Origin of the sequence: Pseudoalteromonas sp. SG45-5 (assembly GCF_014164085.1) — a bacterium.
GTDB classification, from domain to species: domain Bacteria; phylum Pseudomonadota; class Gammaproteobacteria; order Enterobacterales; family Alteromonadaceae; genus Pseudoalteromonas; species Pseudoalteromonas aliena.
Map to the genome: position 1 here is coordinate 62,510 of NZ_JACJEM010000001.1, position 17,207 is coordinate 79,716.

At 39.5% G+C, this 17,207-nt stretch carries 16 protein-coding genes and 5 tRNA genes; 5 read left to right on the top strand and 16 right to left on the bottom strand.

The genetic code is table 11. The annotated features are described in order from the left end of the window. Positions 1-14 precede the first annotated feature (14 nt). The 7 genes from clpP to H5119_RS00305 form a co-directional block, all read right to left on the bottom strand. A complete protein-coding gene (clpP, locus tag H5119_RS00275) occupies positions 15-632 on the bottom strand; it encodes an ATP-dependent Clp endopeptidase proteolytic subunit ClpP (protein ID WP_077537396.1) in 618 nt (205 codons plus the stop codon). A gap of 164 nt (positions 633-796) precedes the next feature. Next, on the bottom strand, positions 797-2,101 hold the full coding sequence (tig, locus tag H5119_RS00280; RefSeq protein WP_077537395.1) for a trigger factor: 1,305 nt from the start codon (positions 2,099-2,101) through the stop codon (positions 797-799). Positions 2,102-2,478: 377 nt separating this feature from the next. Beyond that, a tRNA-Pro gene (locus tag H5119_RS00285) sits at positions 2,479-2,555 on the bottom strand. 71 nt (positions 2,556-2,626) lie between these two features. After that, positions 2,627-2,703, bottom strand: a tRNA-Pro gene (locus H5119_RS00290). A 15-nt stretch (positions 2,704-2,718) separates the two neighbouring features. Beyond that, positions 2,719-2,794: transfer RNA gene (locus H5119_RS00295), tRNA-His, on the bottom strand. Between the two features lie 23 nt (positions 2,795-2,817). Continuing rightward, positions 2,818-2,894 (bottom strand) — tRNA-Arg (locus tag H5119_RS00300). Between the two features lie 58 nt (positions 2,895-2,952). Next, positions 2,953-3,029: transfer RNA gene (locus tag H5119_RS00305), tRNA-Pro, on the bottom strand. 353 nt (positions 3,030-3,382) lie between these two features. On the opposite strand from H5119_RS00305, the gene folD reads away from it, so the two are divergent. Beyond that, on the top strand, positions 3,383-4,237 hold the full coding sequence (gene folD / locus H5119_RS00310; RefSeq protein ID WP_077537394.1) for a bifunctional methylenetetrahydrofolate dehydrogenase/methenyltetrahydrofolate cyclohydrolase FolD: 855 nt from the start codon (positions 3,383-3,385) through the stop codon (positions 4,235-4,237). 71 nt (positions 4,238-4,308) lie between these two features. On the opposite strand, the gene cysS is transcribed toward folD, so the two are convergent. Then, positions 4,309-5,688 carry a cysteine--tRNA ligase gene (gene cysS / locus H5119_RS00315; protein ID WP_182700788.1) on the bottom strand — a complete coding sequence of 460 codons (1,380 nt, stop codon included), beginning with the start codon at positions 5,686-5,688 and terminating at the stop codon, positions 4,309-4,311. 155 nt (positions 5,689-5,843) lie between these two features. On the opposite strand from cysS, the gene H5119_RS00320 reads away from it, so the two are divergent. The 3 genes from H5119_RS00320 to H5119_RS00330 all read left to right on the top strand — a co-directional run bounded on the left by H5119_RS00320 (position 5,844) and on the right by H5119_RS00330 (position 8,002). Next, a complete protein-coding gene (locus tag H5119_RS00320) occupies positions 5,844-6,335 on the top strand; it encodes a peptidylprolyl isomerase (protein WP_077537392.1) in 492 nt (163 codons plus the stop codon). 89 nt (positions 6,336-6,424) lie between these two features. Then, positions 6,425-7,162 carry a UDP-2,3-diacylglucosamine diphosphatase gene (locus H5119_RS00325; protein ID WP_182700789.1) on the top strand — a complete coding sequence of 246 codons (738 nt, stop codon included), beginning with the start codon at positions 6,425-6,427 and terminating at the stop codon, positions 7,160-7,162. A 90-nt stretch (positions 7,163-7,252) separates the two neighbouring features. Next, a complete protein-coding gene (locus H5119_RS00330) occupies positions 7,253-8,002 on the top strand; it encodes a transporter substrate-binding domain-containing protein (protein WP_259398960.1) in 750 nt (249 codons plus the stop codon). On the opposite strand, the gene miaE is transcribed toward H5119_RS00330, so the two are convergent. Then, complete coding sequence (miaE, locus tag H5119_RS00335; RefSeq protein WP_182700791.1) at positions 7,999-8,766, bottom strand: tRNA isopentenyl-2-thiomethyl-A-37 hydroxylase MiaE; 768 nt, start codon at positions 8,764-8,766, stop codon at positions 7,999-8,001. The two genes, H5119_RS00330 and miaE, sit on opposite strands and share 4 nt — an antisense overlap. Positions 8,767-8,969: 203 nt before the next feature. On the opposite strand from miaE, the gene H5119_RS00340 reads away from it, so the two are divergent. Next, positions 8,970-9,569: a Yip1 family protein gene (locus tag H5119_RS00340; RefSeq protein WP_077537388.1), complete on the top strand. Its 600-nt coding sequence runs from the start codon at positions 8,970-8,972 to the stop codon at positions 9,567-9,569. A gap of 274 nt (positions 9,570-9,843) precedes the next feature. On the opposite strand, the gene purF is transcribed toward H5119_RS00340, so the two are convergent. The 7 genes from purF to H5119_RS00375 form a co-directional block, all read right to left on the bottom strand. Beyond that, on the bottom strand, positions 9,844-11,370 hold the full coding sequence (gene purF / locus H5119_RS00345; protein ID WP_077537387.1) for an amidophosphoribosyltransferase: 1,527 nt from the start codon (positions 11,368-11,370) through the stop codon (positions 9,844-9,846). An 18-nt stretch (positions 11,371-11,388) separates the two neighbouring features. Next, positions 11,389-11,883, bottom strand: coding sequence for a CvpA family protein (locus H5119_RS00350; RefSeq protein WP_077537386.1), 495 nt, complete (start codon positions 11,881-11,883; stop codon positions 11,389-11,391). Positions 11,884-12,078: 195 nt separating this feature from the next. Then, entirely contained in the window at positions 12,079-12,696 is a 618-nt protein-coding gene (locus tag H5119_RS00355; protein ID WP_182700792.1) for an SPOR domain-containing protein, read from the bottom strand. A gap of 11 nt (positions 12,697-12,707) precedes the next feature. Beyond that, positions 12,708-13,973, bottom strand: coding sequence for a bifunctional tetrahydrofolate synthase/dihydrofolate synthase (gene folC, locus H5119_RS00360; RefSeq protein WP_182700793.1), 1,266 nt, complete (start codon positions 13,971-13,973; stop codon positions 12,708-12,710). 25 nt (positions 13,974-13,998) lie between these two features. Further along, a complete protein-coding gene (gene accD / locus H5119_RS00365; RefSeq protein ID WP_077537383.1) occupies positions 13,999-14,874 on the bottom strand; it encodes an acetyl-CoA carboxylase, carboxyltransferase subunit beta in 876 nt (291 codons plus the stop codon). 155 nt (positions 14,875-15,029) lie between these two features. Further along, complete coding sequence (gene truA, locus H5119_RS00370) at positions 15,030-15,824, bottom strand: tRNA pseudouridine(38-40) synthase TruA (protein ID WP_182700821.1); 795 nt, start codon at positions 15,822-15,824, stop codon at positions 15,030-15,032. Between the two features lie 224 nt (positions 15,825-16,048). After that, positions 16,049-17,207 (bottom strand): FimV/HubP family polar landmark protein (locus H5119_RS00375; protein WP_310737432.1); only part of this gene is annotated, 1,159 nt, incomplete at its 5' end.

The window sequence follows — 17,207 nt, forward strand, 5'->3', positions numbered from 1 at the left end:
TGCTCACCAAGCGCTTACTTTTTATCGCGATTTGTGAACACTGAATCTACTAAGCCGTAATCTACAGCCTGTGATGCGCTCATGAAGTTATCACGATCAGTGTCTTTCGAAATCACCTCTAATGGTTGACCTGTATGCTCAGCCATTAAGCGATTTAATTTGTCTTTAATCGACAAGATTTCTTTCGCGTGTATTTCAAAATCAGATGCTTGACCTTGGAACCCACCTAGCGGTTGGTGAATCATCACCCGTGAGTTTGGTAAACAAAAACGCTTACCTTTAGCACCAGCTGTAAGTAAAAAAGCCCCCATGCTTGCAGCTTGACCAACACATATTGTACTTACATCAGGTTTGATGAAGTTCATTGTATCGTAAATAGCCATACCTGCAGTTACTGAACCACCTGGTGAGTTGATGTATAAAAAGATATCTTTATCAGGATTTTCTGATTCTAAAAATAGCATTTGCGCTAAAATCAGATTTGCCATGTTGTCTTCAACTTGACCTGTTAAAAAGATAATACGCTCTTTTAATAATCTCGAATAAATATCATACGAGCGCTCGCCTTTTGGTGTTTGTTCAACAACCATTGGGACCAATGCATTTAGGGGATCTGTAATACCAGTGTTCATACTTATTTAATTCCTTATGCGCTTATACTTATCCTTATTATAAGGAAGCATAGTTATCGTTTTTCGCAAATTTAGAGCCAAAAACTAAAATGGCCCGGGCACGCTGTATAAACAGAGTAGCACGAGCCATTTAATCGTTAGCGAGAGCTTAAGTCAATGACTTATTAAGCGCCTTGCTTTGGATTCATAATGTCATCAAATGCTTTTTCAACATCAGTAACAGCTGCTTTAGCTAAAATAGCTTCAACTGCTTGCTCTTCCATTGCTACATTACGCATTTGCTGCATAAGTTGATCATTCGCTTTGTAGTATTCTACTACTTCAGTTGGATCTTCATATGCAGAAGCTACTGTAGCAATTAATGCTTCAACTTTAGCGTCATCAACTTTAATTTCGTTAGCTTTGATCACTTCACCTAATAAAAGGCCAGTTTTAACACGTGTTACTGCTTGCTCATGGAACAATTCAGCTGGAAGCTCAGGCATGTTTTGCGCGTCGCCGCCAAAACGTTGAGCCGCTTGCTGACGTAGTGCATCAACTTCTTGATCAACAAGTGCTTTAGGCACTTCAATTTCGTTGTTAGCTAAAAGACCTTTGATTGCTTGGTCTTTAACGTTAGCTTTAACCGCTTGGTCTAGCTCACGCGTCATATTCTTTTTAACTTCTTCTTTAAGCGCATCTACGCCGCCTTCGGTAACACCGAATTTAGTTGCAAACTCTTCGCTTAATTCAGGTAATTCTTGCGCTTCAACTTTCTTCACTGTGATAGTGAATTGAGCCGCTTTACCTTTTAAGTTTTCAGCGTGGTAATCATCAGGGAACGTTACATCAGCAACAACTTCTTCGCCTGCTTTCTTACCTACGATGTTATCTTCAAAACCTGGGATCATACGGCCTTGACCAAGTTCTAATGGGAAGTCTTCAGCTTTGCCGCCTTCAAATACTTCACCGTCGATAGTACCTACGAAATCAACTGTTACACGGTCGTTTTCGCCAGCAGCTGTATCAACATCAGCCCACGCTGCGTGTTGTTTACGAAGTGTTTCTAGCATGTTAGCTAAATCTTCGTCAGTTACTGTTACGGCAGGTTTTTCAACAGTAATTTTATCTAAACCTTGAACTTCAACTTCAGGGTAAACTTCAAATGTAGCTGAGAACTCTAAATCTTTACCAGCTTCAAGTGATTTAGGTGCGAATGTAGGCGCGCCAGCTGGGTTGATTTTTTCAGAAACAATTGCTTCGTAAAAATTACGTTGCATTACTTCGCCAGCAACTTCTTGACGAACTGCAGGGCCAAAACGCTTGTTAATTACAGATACTGGAACTTTACCAGCACGGAAACCATCTATACGCTGTGTTTTTGACAGTTGTTGTAGGCGTTTTTTTACTTCGGTCTCAACGTTCTCTGAAGGAACGGTGATAGTTATACGGCGCTCAAGGCCTTGGGTCGTCTCAACAGAAACTTGCATGATTTACCTCAATATTCAATTTTGGCGATTGTTCGCCTTCCTTACAAACAAAGTGATCTGCATGAGTCTTGATAAAATTTAAGCGGTTTTTCGCACTTAAAAACATCCGTCGCTACCATGAGATACCATTGCTGCTTTGCCCTTCGGGCACTATGTTAAACAATAGACGCGGCATTATAACCTAATATTTATGATAGTCGAGTACAGGGGGCAATTATTTGGACTAGATAAGGGACTATAGAGGCTAACTGAATAAAAAACAGGCTAACTGTAAATTACAAACAGTAAAACACAAATTATTTAATAGGATTAAAGGTTAACAAAAGTAGGTTTATAGTTTTGAGGATTTTATTTACTCATCTTATTAGATAAGAAAATGGTCGGCGATGCAGGATTTGAACCTGCGACCCCTTGGACCCAAACCAAGTGCGCTACCAAACTGCGCTAATCGCCGACATTCGAAGAGTCAACTTCATTTTTCATACTGAACACTTAAACCGAGAGTTTAAGACCACTTTAAGAAAGTGGTCGGCGATGCAGGATTTGAACCTGCGACCCCTTGGACCCAAACCAAGTGCGCTACCAAACTGCGCTAATCGCCGATATTCTTTTGTAAATGGGGTGACTGATGGGGCTCGAACCCACGACAACCGGAATCACAATCCGGGGCTCTACCAACTGAGCTACAATCACCGCTATATTTACATGTTTTCAAATGGTGCACCCAGAAGGATTCGAACCTTCGACCCACGCCTTAGAAGGGCGTTGCTCTATCCAGCTGAGCTATGGGCGCATCGAAAACTTCATAGTTTACCAATAAGCTATTCGATTATAATTGTATTATAAAAAAATGGTCGGCGATGCAGGATTTGAACCTGCGACCCCTTGGACCCAAACCAAGTGCGCTACCAAACTGCGCTAATCGCCGATACTTACTATTGCTTGCGAGTGACCTCGTTGACAACGGGGTGCATAATAGTGATTTGACGGGGTTAGGTCAAACGTTTTTTTTATAAAAACAATCAAGTGGTCATTTTTAGTGCACAATGGTTAAATATTACAATAGAAGGCTGAATTTTAAACTATTTAACGACTCAAACACCATATACTTTAAAAGCAACTTGGCGCTGCAATGCTTTTCTGCGAAAATAGTCAGCACATTATAAAGCGAATGACCTAAAGACTGTATTTTCTTTATGTTCATAATTACCCCTATTTTATTATGTATTCGTTTTTAGAGTATCGGTATCTAGTTAATTAACCCCCAATTAAAGGTCACCCATGACGGCAAACATCATTGATGGTAAGGCAATCGCAAAACAAGTACGTAGCGCTGTAGCAGAACGCGTAAGTGAACGTGTAGCAAATGGTTTACGTGCTCCAGGGCTTGCAGTAGTACTTGTAGGGCTCGATCCAGCAAGCCAAGTTTATGTTGGTTCAAAACGTAAAGCCTGTGAAGAAGTTGGTTTTATTTCTAAATCATTTGATTTACCTGCTGACACTAATGAGCAAACTCTTTTAGATTTAATTGACGAGCTGAATAATGATGCACAAGTTGATGGTATTTTAGTACAGCTTCCACTGCCAAAAGGACTCGATGCGGAAAAGATTTTAGAACGCATTACCCCGCACAAAGATGTAGATGGTTTTCATCCGTACAACATAGGCCGATTAGCACAAAGAATGCCTGCGCTTCGTCCATGTACGCCAAAGGGTATTATTACATTACTTGATTCTACCGGTGTACGTTATAAGGGAATGCATGCGGTTGTAGTTGGCGCGTCAAATATTGTGGGTCGCCCAATGTCGTTAGAGCTTTTATTAGCCGGCTGTACAACCACAGTGTGCCATAAGTTTACCCAAGATTTAGAAACGCATGTTCGCCGCGCTGACTTATTAGTTGTGGCCGTCGGTAAACCTGAATTTATCCCAGGAGATTGGATAAAAGAAGGTGCTATTGTTATCGATGTAGGCATTAACCGCTTAGATACGGGTAAATTAGTAGGCGACGTGCAATACAGCGTGGCTGAACAAAAAGCGCATTTTATTACCCCAGTCCCAGGTGGCGTTGGCCCTATGACGGTCGCTAGCTTAATTGAAAACACACTTGAAGCATGTGAAAAATACCACAGCTAAGTGTTAGAAAAAGCAAAAAAGGGTTGCCATTTGGCAACCCTTTTTAGTTGAACGTGAATTACTTTAAACGCTTACGCTTTACGCCACGTTGTTTTGCCGGCTGAATCTTCAAGTATTACACCTAACGCATTAAGTGCATCACGAGCTTCATCAGCAGCACCCCAATCTTTACTAGCACGCGCTTCATTGCGTTTTACAATTAATGCTTCAATTGTTGCTACTTCATCGTCACCTTGTCCACCTTGTAAAAACGCTTCTGGTGCTTGTTGAGCAACCCCTAACACTTCACCAAGGCTGCGCAGTACAAACGCTAACTTACCAGCTTGAACTGCATCGCTGTCTTTTACACGGTTTAGCTCTTTGGCAAGTTCAAACAATACCGGCAATGCCTCTGGCGTATTGAAGTCGTCATTCATTGCTTTTCTAAATTTAGCAACAAACTCATTACCTTCTAAATCACACTCTACCGGTTCGACATCACGAAGCGCTGTATAAATGCGTTCAAGTGATGAACGCGCTTGGTCTAAATTCTCTTGCGAATAATTTAATTGGCTACGGTAATGGCCTGAAATTAAAAAGTAACGAACAGATTCAGCATCGTATGCTTTTAAAACTTCACGCACTGTAAAGAAATTATCTAACGACTTAGACATTTTTTCTTTGTTTACTTGCACCATGCCCGTGTGCATCCAAGTATTTACATACTTGCCGTTATTTGCACAGCATGATTGCGCTATTTCGTTTTCATGATGCGGAAACTGTAAATCAGACCCCCCACCGTGAATATCAAAATGCTCGCCTAAGTGCTTTGAGCTCATTGCCGAACATTCAATATGCCAACCTGGACGCCCTTCACCCCACGGTGATGACCATGATGGCTCGCCTGCTTTTGCTTTTTTCCATAACACAAAATCAAGTGGATCGTCTTTATCTTGTGCTACTTCAACACGAGAACCCGATTGCAACATCGTTAAATCTTGCTGCGAAAGCGCGCCATATTGCTCAAACGTTGATACATCAAACAAGACATCGCCATCTGCGGCGACATAGGCATGGCCCTTTTCGATCAAACGCTTAACCATAACGATAATTTCATCCATATGGCTTGTAACTGTTGGTTCAATATCTGGGCGTAGCATGTTTAAACTATCAAAATCTTCATGCATCGCTTTTGTCATACGCACTGTTAAATCGTTTATTGATTCACCATTCTCGTTCGCACGTTTAATTATTTTATCGTCGATATCGGTAATGTTACGCACATGTTTTAAATCGTAACCGATGTGGCGTAAGTAGCGCACAATAACGTCAAACCCTACAAAAGTACGAGCGTGTCCAATATGGCAGTAATCATAAATGGTGATACCACACACATACATGTCGATTTTTCCTTCGACCATCGGTTTAAATTGCTCTTTTTGTCGCGTCAGTGTGTTGTATATATTTACCATTTACTTTGAGTCCTTGACTATTTACTAGAACAGTTATGTTACCACTTGAAAAGCCCCTGCTCTAGCGCTTTATAACAAACCAAACATCTACTTTGTTAATCTTAGCCAACTACGATAAAATAGCGCCAATATTTAAACCGGATATAGGAAAACACATGGTTGTTCTACACACTAATTTTGGTGACATCACCATTAAAATGTTTGAGCAAGAAGCTCCAAACACAGTTAAAAACTTTTTAGAGTATGCAAACGCTGATTTTTTCAACGGCACTATCTTTCATCGTGTAATCGATGGTTTTATGGTTCAAGGCGGTGGTTTTGTTCCAGGTATGGAACAAAAAGACGTAAATGACCCAATTCAAAATGAAGCTAATAACGGCCTATCTAATAAAATAGGCACTTTAGCTATGGCACGTACGCCAGATCCTCATTCAGCTACAGCGCAGTTTTTCATTAACGTGAATAACAACGACTTTTTAAATCACAGCAGCGAAACATCGCAAGGTTGGGGTTACTGTGTTTTTGCTGAAGTTGTAGAAGGCATGGACGTAGTAAATAAGATCAAAGCAGTTGCAACAGGCAGTACTGGTTTTCACCAAGATGTGCCTCTTGAAGACGTTATCATCGAAAGCGTTACTGTTAGCTAATAGTACGTTTACCCACGTAATGTGGAGTATCAGCGGGTGTTTGTGCAATATGCATACGCCCGCTTTATTTATATCGAAAAGACTTCCCTATGACTCGTAAAACATACTTTATTGCAGATTTACACTTAAGCGAAAACCGCCCAGATATAAGCGCTGCGTTTTTTGATTTTTTAAATACGCACATACTTAATAAAGAAGTAGATGCACTGTATATTTTAGGTGATTTTTTTGAAGTTTGGGTCGGGGATGACTACATCACAGCACTAAGTGGCGATGTAGCAAAGCACCTTAAAGCAGTCAGCGATAGTGGCACTCCGGTATATTTCATTCATGGTAATCGTGACTTCATTATGCGTAAGCAATATGCAGACATGGCAGGTATGACATTACTTGCTGAACAAACAGTCATTGATTTATACAACACCCCAACAGTTATTTTGCATGGCGATGAAATGTGTACTCAAGATACCGAATATCAAAATTTTCGAAAAAAAAGCAGAGGTTGGTGGTGGCCAAAACTAATGCTTGCAATGCCGCTTTGGTATCGTAAAAAAATAGCGCGCAACGCCCGTGAAAAAAGTAAACTTAGCCAAGCTGATAAACCTATTGAAATTTTAGATGTTGTAGATGATGCTGTGCTTAGCACTTTTGCCAATCATAATGTGACTAATATGATTCATGGTCATACTCATCGCCCCAACGTTCATACTTACAAAGTTAATAAACAAACACTTACTCGCACTGTACTGGGTGATTGGTATACACAAGGCTCTTATTTAGTCGTTACCCCACACTCACAAGAATTAATTAACACGCCTTTCGCATAAATTAAAATTCTGACTATTATTTATTTACACAATTTAATAATAGTAGCCACTTTAATGATAAAGCTATTAATTTTCATCGCAGTTATATCCATGCCGACAAAAGTTTTTAGCGAGCAAGCATGGCAAATTGTCACTGAAAACTACCCTCCCTATTTTAGCGAAAACCTTCCCGAAAATGGCTGGTTATATGACGTAACTAAAGCCGCTCTCAAAACACAAGGTATTAATAGTGAGATTGAATTCACCACATGGGATCGCGCCCTTAAGCTATTAGAAAAAAAGAGAAAAACAGCTATCTTAGGTGCTTTTTATTCCGTAAAAAGAAATGAAGTCTTTTACTACTCCCGCCCACTTGCCGTCGCTCACTCGGGGATTTTTAAACGAAAACAAAGCACTGTTAATTACGATGGTTCTATTCAATCATTACAGCCCTACAGTATAGGAAAGGAAGATAGCGCCTTTGTAAGCCAAGAATTCACTAGCAATACTGAGTTGGCAATAACGTCCACTAAAAGCCTACCTACAAGCTTGTATTTACTTCAGCAAGGGCGCATTGATTTAGTCGCGGGTACTAAAGAAGTTGGAAAATACTGGCTTGAGCACAATAAAGAAATCGCTTTAGGTAAAAATAAAATAGAATATTTATCGCCAGATCTTGCTGTGCATAAATTGTATCTAATCGTTGCTCAATCAAGCTACCAAGCAAAAGAACGCTTATACAAATTTAATGGAGGAATTAATATACTGATTGAAAATGGAGAGATTGCCAAAATCATGAAAAAACATCATTTCAGCAATGAAAAAATAACTAAATATATTAATTTTTTAAAAGAAAACTAGCTTTGCGCTATTGGCACACCGCTGTGAAACTTAAAATCAGTGTCGGGTGTAGAAATTAGCTCTTTTTCTTTTTCACCAAAAAAGTTTACGCGTTCGGTAATATCAAAATCAGCAATTTCTTGCGCCAACGTTAAATAATCTTGGTAATGACGCGCTTCAGAGCGAAGCAACGAAATATAAAAATCACCTAAATGCTTATCAACATGCGGCGCAAGCTTTGCAAAACGCTCACACGAACGCGCCTCAATGTAAGCGCCTACTATTAGCTTATCAACCAATGCGTCGGGCTCGAACGTTTTAACATGGCGGAGCATGCCTTTTGCGTAACGACACGGTGTAATACTTCGATACTCAATACCGTATTCATCCATAATTTCGAGCACTTGATAAAAATGATGCAGCTCTTCTTTTATCAATAGAACCATTTTATCGATTAGACCTTGCCCGTATGGTGAACTCGATTTAGGAATTATTGATTTAGTTAGCTTATTTTTAGCCGCTAAATCGCGCCAATTCCCTTCTCGTTTATAAATAAGCGTTTCAAATGGCTTTAGCCACTCTAGCAATGCGTCGCTCCCCTCTTTATCTACCGCGTATTTACGTATTAAAAACATAGCGCTTTGAGCGGCTTTTAATTCGCATATTAAATGATCAATTAAGATTATTGATAAGTTTTCTTTTTTTATTGCTTGCTCAACCCACTCGTCAGGCGTGTTACACAATAAAAATTCATTGATAGGCTCTAAAAGTTGGCTATGGGGCACGTTGGCTACTCGTTACTTAAATAGGTTGATAGGCCACTATTTTAACAGAAAAATGGCTAAAAATAACAAAACATGTTTGCATATTAAATTGTTAATAACGAGTTAACTTGACTTTGCAAAATAAGTGAACCATAACTGTACATAGACTGTATAAAAATAAACCAACCAAAACAATAATACGTTCCCTGTATGGAGTACACACTATGATACTAAATCACCTCTGGGGCATTTATGCTCACCCACTCGAAGAATGGCAAACAATTGATAACCGCCACGAAAGTTTGACCTATAGTTTATCGCACATTTTGTTAATCGCTTTATTTCCTTCAATAATGGGCTACTACTCATCTGTTTATTTAGGCTGGAGCATAGGCACTGGCAACCCTGTATTTCTAACACACGATAGCGCAATATTAATAGCAAGTGCGATGTATGTTGCACTGATAATTGGCGTATTCGCCCTTGCTTATTTAGCCCATTGGATGGCGGTTACTTTCGGTGCTAAACCAACGTTTACGCAAACGCTAGAACTAGCTGCTTATACTGCAACACCTGTGTTTATGTCTGCACTTTCTGCATTTTGGCCTGTGCTTTGGTTTGTCGTATGTATCGGTATTGTGGCGTTAGCTTATTCTGTTTATTTATTATACACAGGCGTACCAATACTAATGCACATCCCTGAAGAACGTGGCTTTATTTATGCCAGCTCAGTGGTAACGTGTGGATTAATATTACTTGTTATTATTTTAGCTGTAACAGCTATGCTTTGGACAAATGGGATTGTTAGCCCAATGTTTACTTAATAAAGTTTAACTAATAGAGAGTCGTGTTTGATAGAAATGTTCCCTTTCTTTCCTTCGCAAAAAAGGAGCTAATTAGCTCCTTTTTTTATATGTAATAATACCAATTTAATTAAAAACATGATCATTCTATCGCATTAAATAACTCACTAACTGCGTTAAAAATTACTCATATAGAACGACTATATGTCACAATTTTTGCCTTGTTATTGTGCTATTTCTTTAGCGCTATAATAGATCACTTATTTAATGCAATTGGTATAATATTTATTAATCATTAATCAGCTTCGTTTTCGTCTTGGTTATGAATTTCTAACCCTGAAGACATTGCACTTTCGCGGGTGCTTTTAGCTGAATCGTTACGTAGTTTATCAATACGATTTAGATAGTCTTGATCAATATCGCCAGTAATATATTGCCCATCAAACACTGATGTTTCAAATTTAGTGATTTCTGGATTTTCTTGGCTAACCGCTGCAATTAAATCGGGTAGCGATTGAAAGATTAAACCGTCAGAGCCGATGCTTACGTTAATATCTTCTACTTCACGTCCGTGAGCAATCAGCTCAGCTGCTGAAGGCATATCAATACCGTACACATTAGGGAAGCGTATTTCCGGTGCAGCAGATGCAAAGTAAACGTTTTTAGCACCTGACTCTCGGGCCATTTCAACTATTTGTGCTGATGTTGTACCACGAACAATTGAGTCATCAACCAATAGCACATTTTTGCCTTTAAATTCACGGTCAATTGCATTTAGCTTTTGACGTACTGATTTTTTTCGCATCTCTTGGCCTGGCATAATAAACGTACGACCAATATAACGGTTTTTAACAAAGCCTTGGCGGTATGGTAAATCAAGCACACGTGCGATTTCTAATGCTACATCACATGACGTTTCTGGAATTGGGATAACTACATCAATGTCTTTATCAGCCCATTCCCGTGCAATTTTTTCGCCTAATTTTGTGCCCATATTTACGCGTGTTGCGTAAACCGACATGCGGTCGATAGTTGAGTCTGGTCGTGCAAAATAAACAAATTCAAAAATACATGGTGAGTAAGATGCTTTATCAGCACAGCTTAATGAATGAAACTCACCAGTCTCAGTGACGTAAATAGCTTCACCAGGTGCAACATCGCGAATAAACTCAAAACCATCTGGTTTTAGTGCAACACTCTCTGAGGCAAACATATATTCAGTGCCTTGTTGCGTTTCACGCTTACCAAATACAAGTGGACGAATGCCATTAGGGTCGCGAAAAGCAACAATACCATGGCCAATGATCATCGCAATAGTTGCATAACCACCACTGACTTTGTTATTAACTTCACTCACCGCTGTAAAAATATCTTCAGGGTCTAACTTTAGCTTATCTGACTTACTTAATTCATGAGCAAGTACATTAAGTAAAATTTCTGAATCAGATGTCGTATTTACATGACGACGTGCTTCTGAAAATAGCTGCTCTTTTAAAGCCTCAGCATTAGTAAGGTTACCATTATGGGCAAGTGCTATACCAAATGGAGAGTTCACATAAAAAGGCTGTGCTTCAGATGAACTAGAAGAGCCTGCCGTAGGATAACGCACATGGCCTAAACCAATTGTACCTTGTAGTCGTTTCATATGACGGGTGTGAAAAGCATCCTTCACAAGACCATTTGCTTTGCGTAAGCTAAACGTGTTGTTCTCAATGGTAATAATACCCGCAGCGTCTTGGCCACGGTGCTGCAAAACAGTTAAGCCATCATAAATCGCCTGATTAACAGGGGATGTTCCGACTATTCCAACGATACCACACATGTAATTTATCCTCGCCGATTAACGGTTTACTGAATTTAAAAAGCTCGAGTTGTTTTCTAGGTACGAAAAGAACCATTCAACTACAAAGCCAAATTCTGGAATCAAAATAGAATTGCCCCACCAATGCGTATTAGGTGCACCAGTAAAAGCATCAAGAAAGAAGAGTAACGCGCTCACGACCAACACGCCTCGAAGAGCACCAAACACTATGCCAAAGACACGGTCGGTACCCGATAAACCGGTACGCTGTACAAGCTCACCTAAAATGTAGTTTAGTAAACCGCCTAACAGTAGCGTCGCAAAGAATAATATGGCTATGGCCGCCGCATTTCTTAAAAGGGGTTCAGAAATGGTTGTTAGGAAGGAAGCTAAATATTGGTAAAATAAACTAGAGATGATAAAGGCGCCAGCCCATACAGCTAATGACATTGCTTCTTTAACAAAGCCGCGTATTAAACCGATGATGGTAGACAGTGCAATAATGCCAAGAATGGCGTAATCAACCCAGATCATAAGAACCAATTAGTCGCTAATTTGGGGCGCATTCTATACCCAAACATTGCCAATATGCAAGTTTAAACGGGAGATAACTGGCGGTAATTGAATACAAAAATTTAACATATAATGTCAAAATAAATATTGTTAATTACAGTAAAAATATAATGAATTAAATTTAAATAGCCTTGCTAAACAAGGCTATTTAAATAATTATTTTGTTACTTCGTAGCGAGTTACTTTACCATTTAACTTTGTCAGCACTTTAAGTTCAGGTAATTGTTTTTGTAACTCATTTTTATCAAGTGACGGCCCTACAAACACTTTCGTTAATGTACCATTTGGTGTTTTAACTGGTTTAGTGAACGTTTTAAAGCCTTTTTCTTTAAGCTTAGCTTGTAGTGCTTTTACATTGGCTGCATGAGAAAAACTGCCCAATTGCACAACATAAGCCATACTTGTGAGGTTTTCGTCACTTTTTCGAGCCCTAATTGGTTCTGCATTTGCTTGGGCTTTAGGCTCTATTATGGCTTCAATAACCTTAGGCTGAGAAGCATAATCGCTTTCTGTCAATTGAGTTTGCTGCTCAAGAGCTTCATCGTCGGCTTTTATGTCTTCAATTTCATTTTGTTTAAGTGGCTCGGCATCCGCCATGCTTTCATCTATTGAATTTTGAAGATCGATTGTTTTTAACTCAGGGTTATTAGGAATAGCTTTAAAAGCTTCTTTATAATGAACTTTTTCGCCGTCGAGTATATTGGGAATAAACACGATTGCTGCGATCACGACAATACTTGTCCCGACTAAGCGATTAATAAAACTTGAGTTCACCGACATTCCCTCTATTTTTTAAAATAATTAATAGCGTCAGCCACTGTAAAAAATGAACCAAAAACAATCAAAACAGTGTCGATTTTTTGCTTTGGTAAAATTATAGCAAGTGCTTTTGCCACGCTATTATAGCTATGAATAGTATTATTATGAGGTACACTTTGTAATGCATTTTGTAAATTACTGGCAGTATCGCCTCGCGGACCACTTAAGCTTGCTAGTGACCACTCATCTACTAAATGGCTTACTTCTTTAAGCACACCTGCTTTATCTTTATCCGCAAGCATAGCGGCTAAAGCATGAATTTTAAAGCCTTTATCTTTAAACTTTAATAACTTATTAGCCAGATAACGTGCAGATTCTGGATTGTGTGCAACATCAGTAAATACTAAAGGCTCAGCGCTTAGCTGCTGAAATCGCCCTTCTACCACTAAATTTGCCAAGCAATCTCTTATTACCTGCTCACTTGGCAATAAATTTAAAACACTTAAAACAGTTAACGCCGTAGCCGCATTCTGACAAGGGATTGCGGGTTTATTCAGTTCAAGGTTATGCTGTTTGTACTGCCAATTAAAACTATCGGCACTCTCTTTAAACATAAAGTCTGTGCCCGATAACGTCATCTCAGCATTAATTTCTTTACCGTAATCAGTCATCGTGTGAGGAATATTTAAGTCACCGATAATAGCAGGGGTATGCTCTCGAAAAATACCGGCTTTATCGTAAGCAACTAATTCACGCGTATCACCTAAGTATTCTTTATGATCTAAGTCGATGGTAGTAATTACACTTGCATAGGGGGTTACAATGTTTGTAGCATCAAAACGCCCCCCTAAACCCACTTCTAATAATACATAATCAACGTCACAGCGTTTAAAAATAGCCAACGCACCCAACGTACCATATTCAAAATAAGTAAGTGGTGTGTCTTTACGACCTCGCTCTAACTGATGAAAAGCATCAATATGAAACTGGTCAGCTAACTCTTCGCCGTTAACTCGTACACGCTCGTTATAACGAATTAGATGAGGAGATGCGTAAGTGCCCACGCTACAGCCTTGCGCTAGCAATAGCGACTCTAAGCAACGTGCTGTGGTGCCCTTGCCATTCGTACCGGCAATAAGAATAATTTTACTTGAGGTGTTTAAAAGGCCAATGTTGTTGGCAACATTAGCAACACGTTCTAAGCCCATTGCAATGTTTGCAGGGTGAACACTTTCTAAATAAAAAAGCCAATCATCAAGGCTTGATGATTGGCTAGGAATTGTTTTTGTCATAGCGTGTAATCAGTAAAGCTGAAATTTACGCTACTCTATGCTCTTGTTCCGTAGAAGGCAAGTTCATAAATTTAGCTAGAATGCGGGCAAGGGTATCACGCATTTCACGACGGTCAATGATCATGTCAATTGCACCGTGCTCAAGCAAAAATTCACTACGTTGAAAGCCCTCTGGTAGTGTTTCACGAACAGTTTGTTCAATAACACGAGGACCCGCAAAACCAATTAACGCTTTAGGTTCAGCAACGTTAATATCACCCAGCATAGCAAGTGATGCAGATACACCGCCCATGGTCGGATCGGTCATTACTGAAATGAACGGTAGACCTTTTTCAGTCATTTTTGCAAGTGCAGCACTTGTTTTAGCCATTTGCATAAGCGACATAAGCGCCTCTTGCATACGTGCACCACCTGATGCAGAAAAACAAATAAGCGGCATATTATGTTCTAAACATTGATCAACAGCATCAACAAAACGAGCGCCAACAACCGAAGCCATTGAGCCACCCATAAATGAGAACTCAAATGCGACAGCTGCAACCGGAATACCTTTTAATCGGCCCTTAATAGCTACAAGTGCATCTTTTTCACCACTTGCCTTTTGGGCTGCGCTGATGCGATCAGAGTACTTTTTAGAATCTTTAAATTTAAGAATGTCTTTTGGCTCATGTTGTGTGCCAAGCTCTTGACGATCGCCTTCATCTAAAAAGTGCTCTAGGCGCTTACGGCCACTAACACGCATATGATGATCGCATTTAGGGCATACGTTTAATGATTTTTCTAATTCAGCTTTATATAAAATTGAATCACACGACGTACACTTCGCCCATACACCTTCTGGGATTTCTTTACGACCTGATGACTTTGTCGTTTTAGGTAAGATTTTTTCTAGCCAACTCATTTGCAACTCTCTTAATACTGTTCTGTGTCGCGAGTCTACCAATAGCGATTAGTAGACGAATTTTTTCAATTAAAACATGAATTTCATTAACACGGTATAAAAAACTGGTCTTAGTAGTTAGAAATGCGCATAAAAAGTACTAGTAATACTCAAACTTAGATACCAATATCTGGTAAAAACAATGGCCCTAATGGCATCTTAGGAACTTTAAATTGCTCAGGGTAATCAACGTCAACCAAATATAAACCAGCGGCTTTAGCTGTCGCGCTGGCCTTTGCACGCTCTTTACAATCAAGTAACTCTTTTAACCAAGTAGGTTGCTGTTTATGTAAACCAATATCCATAAGACTACCCGTTATATTACGGACCATATGATGTAAAAATGCATTCGCTTTGATATCAATAACAACATAGTTTCCAATACGTTGCACCGATAAGTGATGAATTGTTCGAGTAGGCGTATTTGCTTGGCAATGAATAGCCCTAAAAGAAGTAAAGTCGTGCTTACCAATTAGATACTGGCATGCCTGCTGCATTTTCACTTCATCTAAGTGATGATGGAAGTGTGTAACGCCCTCATTTAATACAGCTCCACGCAGAGGCGAGTTGTAAATAATATAACGATAACGACGAGCCGTGGCGCTAAAGCGAGCATGAAAATCTTCCGCCACAGGCTGCGCAAAACGAATTGCAATATCTTTAGGCATTAACGTATTCATGCCTAAAGTAAATGCCACCATGTCGCGGTCGGCCTCAGTGTCAAAATGTATTACTTGGCCTGTACCATGTACGCCTGCATCGGTGCGCCCCGCACATATTACTTCAACAGGGTGATTACAAATACGCGACAACGCTTTTTCTACTTCTTGTTGTACACTATTTACATGTGATTGGCGTTGCCAACCACTGTAGCGTACGCCATTGTATTCAACCCCAAGTGCTACTCGCATAATTACCATTTTACCCTACTGTGCTAATGAACGAGGCATTTTATGCTATCTAACGATGCAATAAAAGTAATACCAGCCTGCTTCTGTATAGGGCTTGTTTAATTCATTAAATTGTTCAAATATTTATGCCGGTTGGTATAATTGTGCTGCAACCCAATCAATACCTATAAAAAAACCCATAATTAGCTAAGCTAATTATGGGTTTAAAAGTATTTGTTGTTATTTTATTTCAATTTGGCTTTTAAGCTAAGCGCTTCTTCTTGAACTTCTTCAGGGCCTTTGTTAATAACATCTTCAATTACTTTTAGCGCAGAGTCAGAGTCATCGATTTCGATATAGGCGCGTGCCAAATCTAGTTTAGCTGAGTAACCACCACTTTCAGCATCTACGTCAGTCGGATTTTCACCAGCCAGTAACGCATCAAACTCACCTAACCCCACATCCATATTAACGTCATTATAAGGTTCGTGTTCAAGTTCGGCATCATCACTTTCCTCTAACAATGAATCAATATCTACAAATTCATCGCTACCAAGTTGCTCAACATCACTACTTTCAACTTGAGGCTCTTCAATAATTATTGGTTCATCAATCCCTAAATCTTCTTTAAGCAAGCTATCAAAATCAACATCAAACTCACTGCTATCATCAATACTTAATTCTTCAGGCTCTGCTAATTCATTAAGTAATGAATCAAAATCAGTATTAGTCAACTCAGCCATAAACTCGTCATCAAGTTCATCATCTGAAGCAATATCACTACTGCCGAGTTGTTTCGATTGAGTTATTTCAGCTTCGCGATCTACGTTAGTTTGTTCATTAACTAATTCATCAGACAACTCTTCATCTAAGTACTCTGAAGCAGTTGGTTCAGCGATATCTGGATTTTCTAATTCCGCATCAAGATCTGTAAAGTCATTATCGAGTAACAGTTCGTCGTCAAAATCATCTTCTAAGCTATCTAAACTACTTTCTGCAGCAAGCGCATTGGCTAAGTCTTGCTCTGTTTGACTTACCGATACACCTTTTGTATCGGCGTCTACATTTTCAGGTAACTCTTCATCTAATGCCGTAGGCGGTGCATTTACTAACTCATCGTCATCGCCTAACTCATTTTCTAATTCACTACCCAGCTCAGCCAATTCATCATCGATTAGCAAATCATCATCTAAATCGTCTTCTTGGAGCGGTTCAGCGGTGGCGGATGTTTGCTCATCTAGCGCTGTTTCTTGCGAGTCATCAAGATCTAGAGGTTGAGTTTCTTCAGCTTCTTCTAATTCATTATCAAATTCGTCGTCCACCGAATTTTCATCTGAACTTGCTAATAACTCATCATTGTCAGCATCATCTATTTCAAATTCTTGCTCTGTTTGAGCCGCTATC

Bases quoted from the DNA above. Each gene is read 5' to 3' on its own strand.
- clpP (WP_077537396.1), bottom strand. From the start codon at position 632: ATGAACACTGGTATTACAGATCCCCTAAATGCATTGGTCCCAATGGTT.
- purF (WP_077537387.1), bottom strand. From the start codon at position 11,370: ATGTGTGGTATCGTTGGAATAGTCGGAACATCCCCTGTTAATCAGGCG.
- truA (WP_182700821.1), bottom strand. From the start codon at position 15,824: ATGCGAGTAGCACTTGGGGTTGAATACAATGGCGTACGCTACAGTGGT.
- accD (WP_077537383.1), bottom strand. From the start codon at position 14,874: ATGAGTTGGCTAGAAAAAATCTTACCTAAAACGACAAAGTCATCAGGT.
- H5119_RS00320 (WP_077537392.1), top strand. From the start codon at position 5,844: ATGGTTGTTCTACACACTAATTTTGGTGACATCACCATTAAAATGTTT.
- H5119_RS00340 (WP_077537388.1), top strand. From the start codon at position 8,970: ATGATACTAAATCACCTCTGGGGCATTTATGCTCACCCACTCGAAGAA.
- folC (WP_182700793.1), bottom strand. From the start codon at position 13,973: ATGACAAAAACAATTCCTAGCCAATCATCAAGCCTTGATGATTGGCTT.
- H5119_RS00330 (WP_259398960.1), top strand. From the start codon at position 7,253: ATGCCGACAAAAGTTTTTAGCGAGCAAGCATGGCAAATTGTCACTGAA.
- H5119_RS00325 (WP_182700789.1), top strand. From the start codon at position 6,425: ATGACTCGTAAAACATACTTTATTGCAGATTTACACTTAAGCGAAAAC.
- folD (WP_077537394.1), top strand. From the start codon at position 3,383: ATGACGGCAAACATCATTGATGGTAAGGCAATCGCAAAACAAGTACGT.
- cysS (WP_182700788.1), bottom strand. From the start codon at position 5,688: ATGGTAAATATATACAACACACTGACGCGACAAAAAGAGCAATTTAAA.
- tig (WP_077537395.1), bottom strand. From the start codon at position 2,101: ATGCAAGTTTCTGTTGAGACGACCCAAGGCCTTGAGCGCCGTATAACT.
- H5119_RS00350 (WP_077537386.1), bottom strand. From the start codon at position 11,883: ATGATCTGGGTTGATTACGCCATTCTTGGCATTATTGCACTGTCTACC.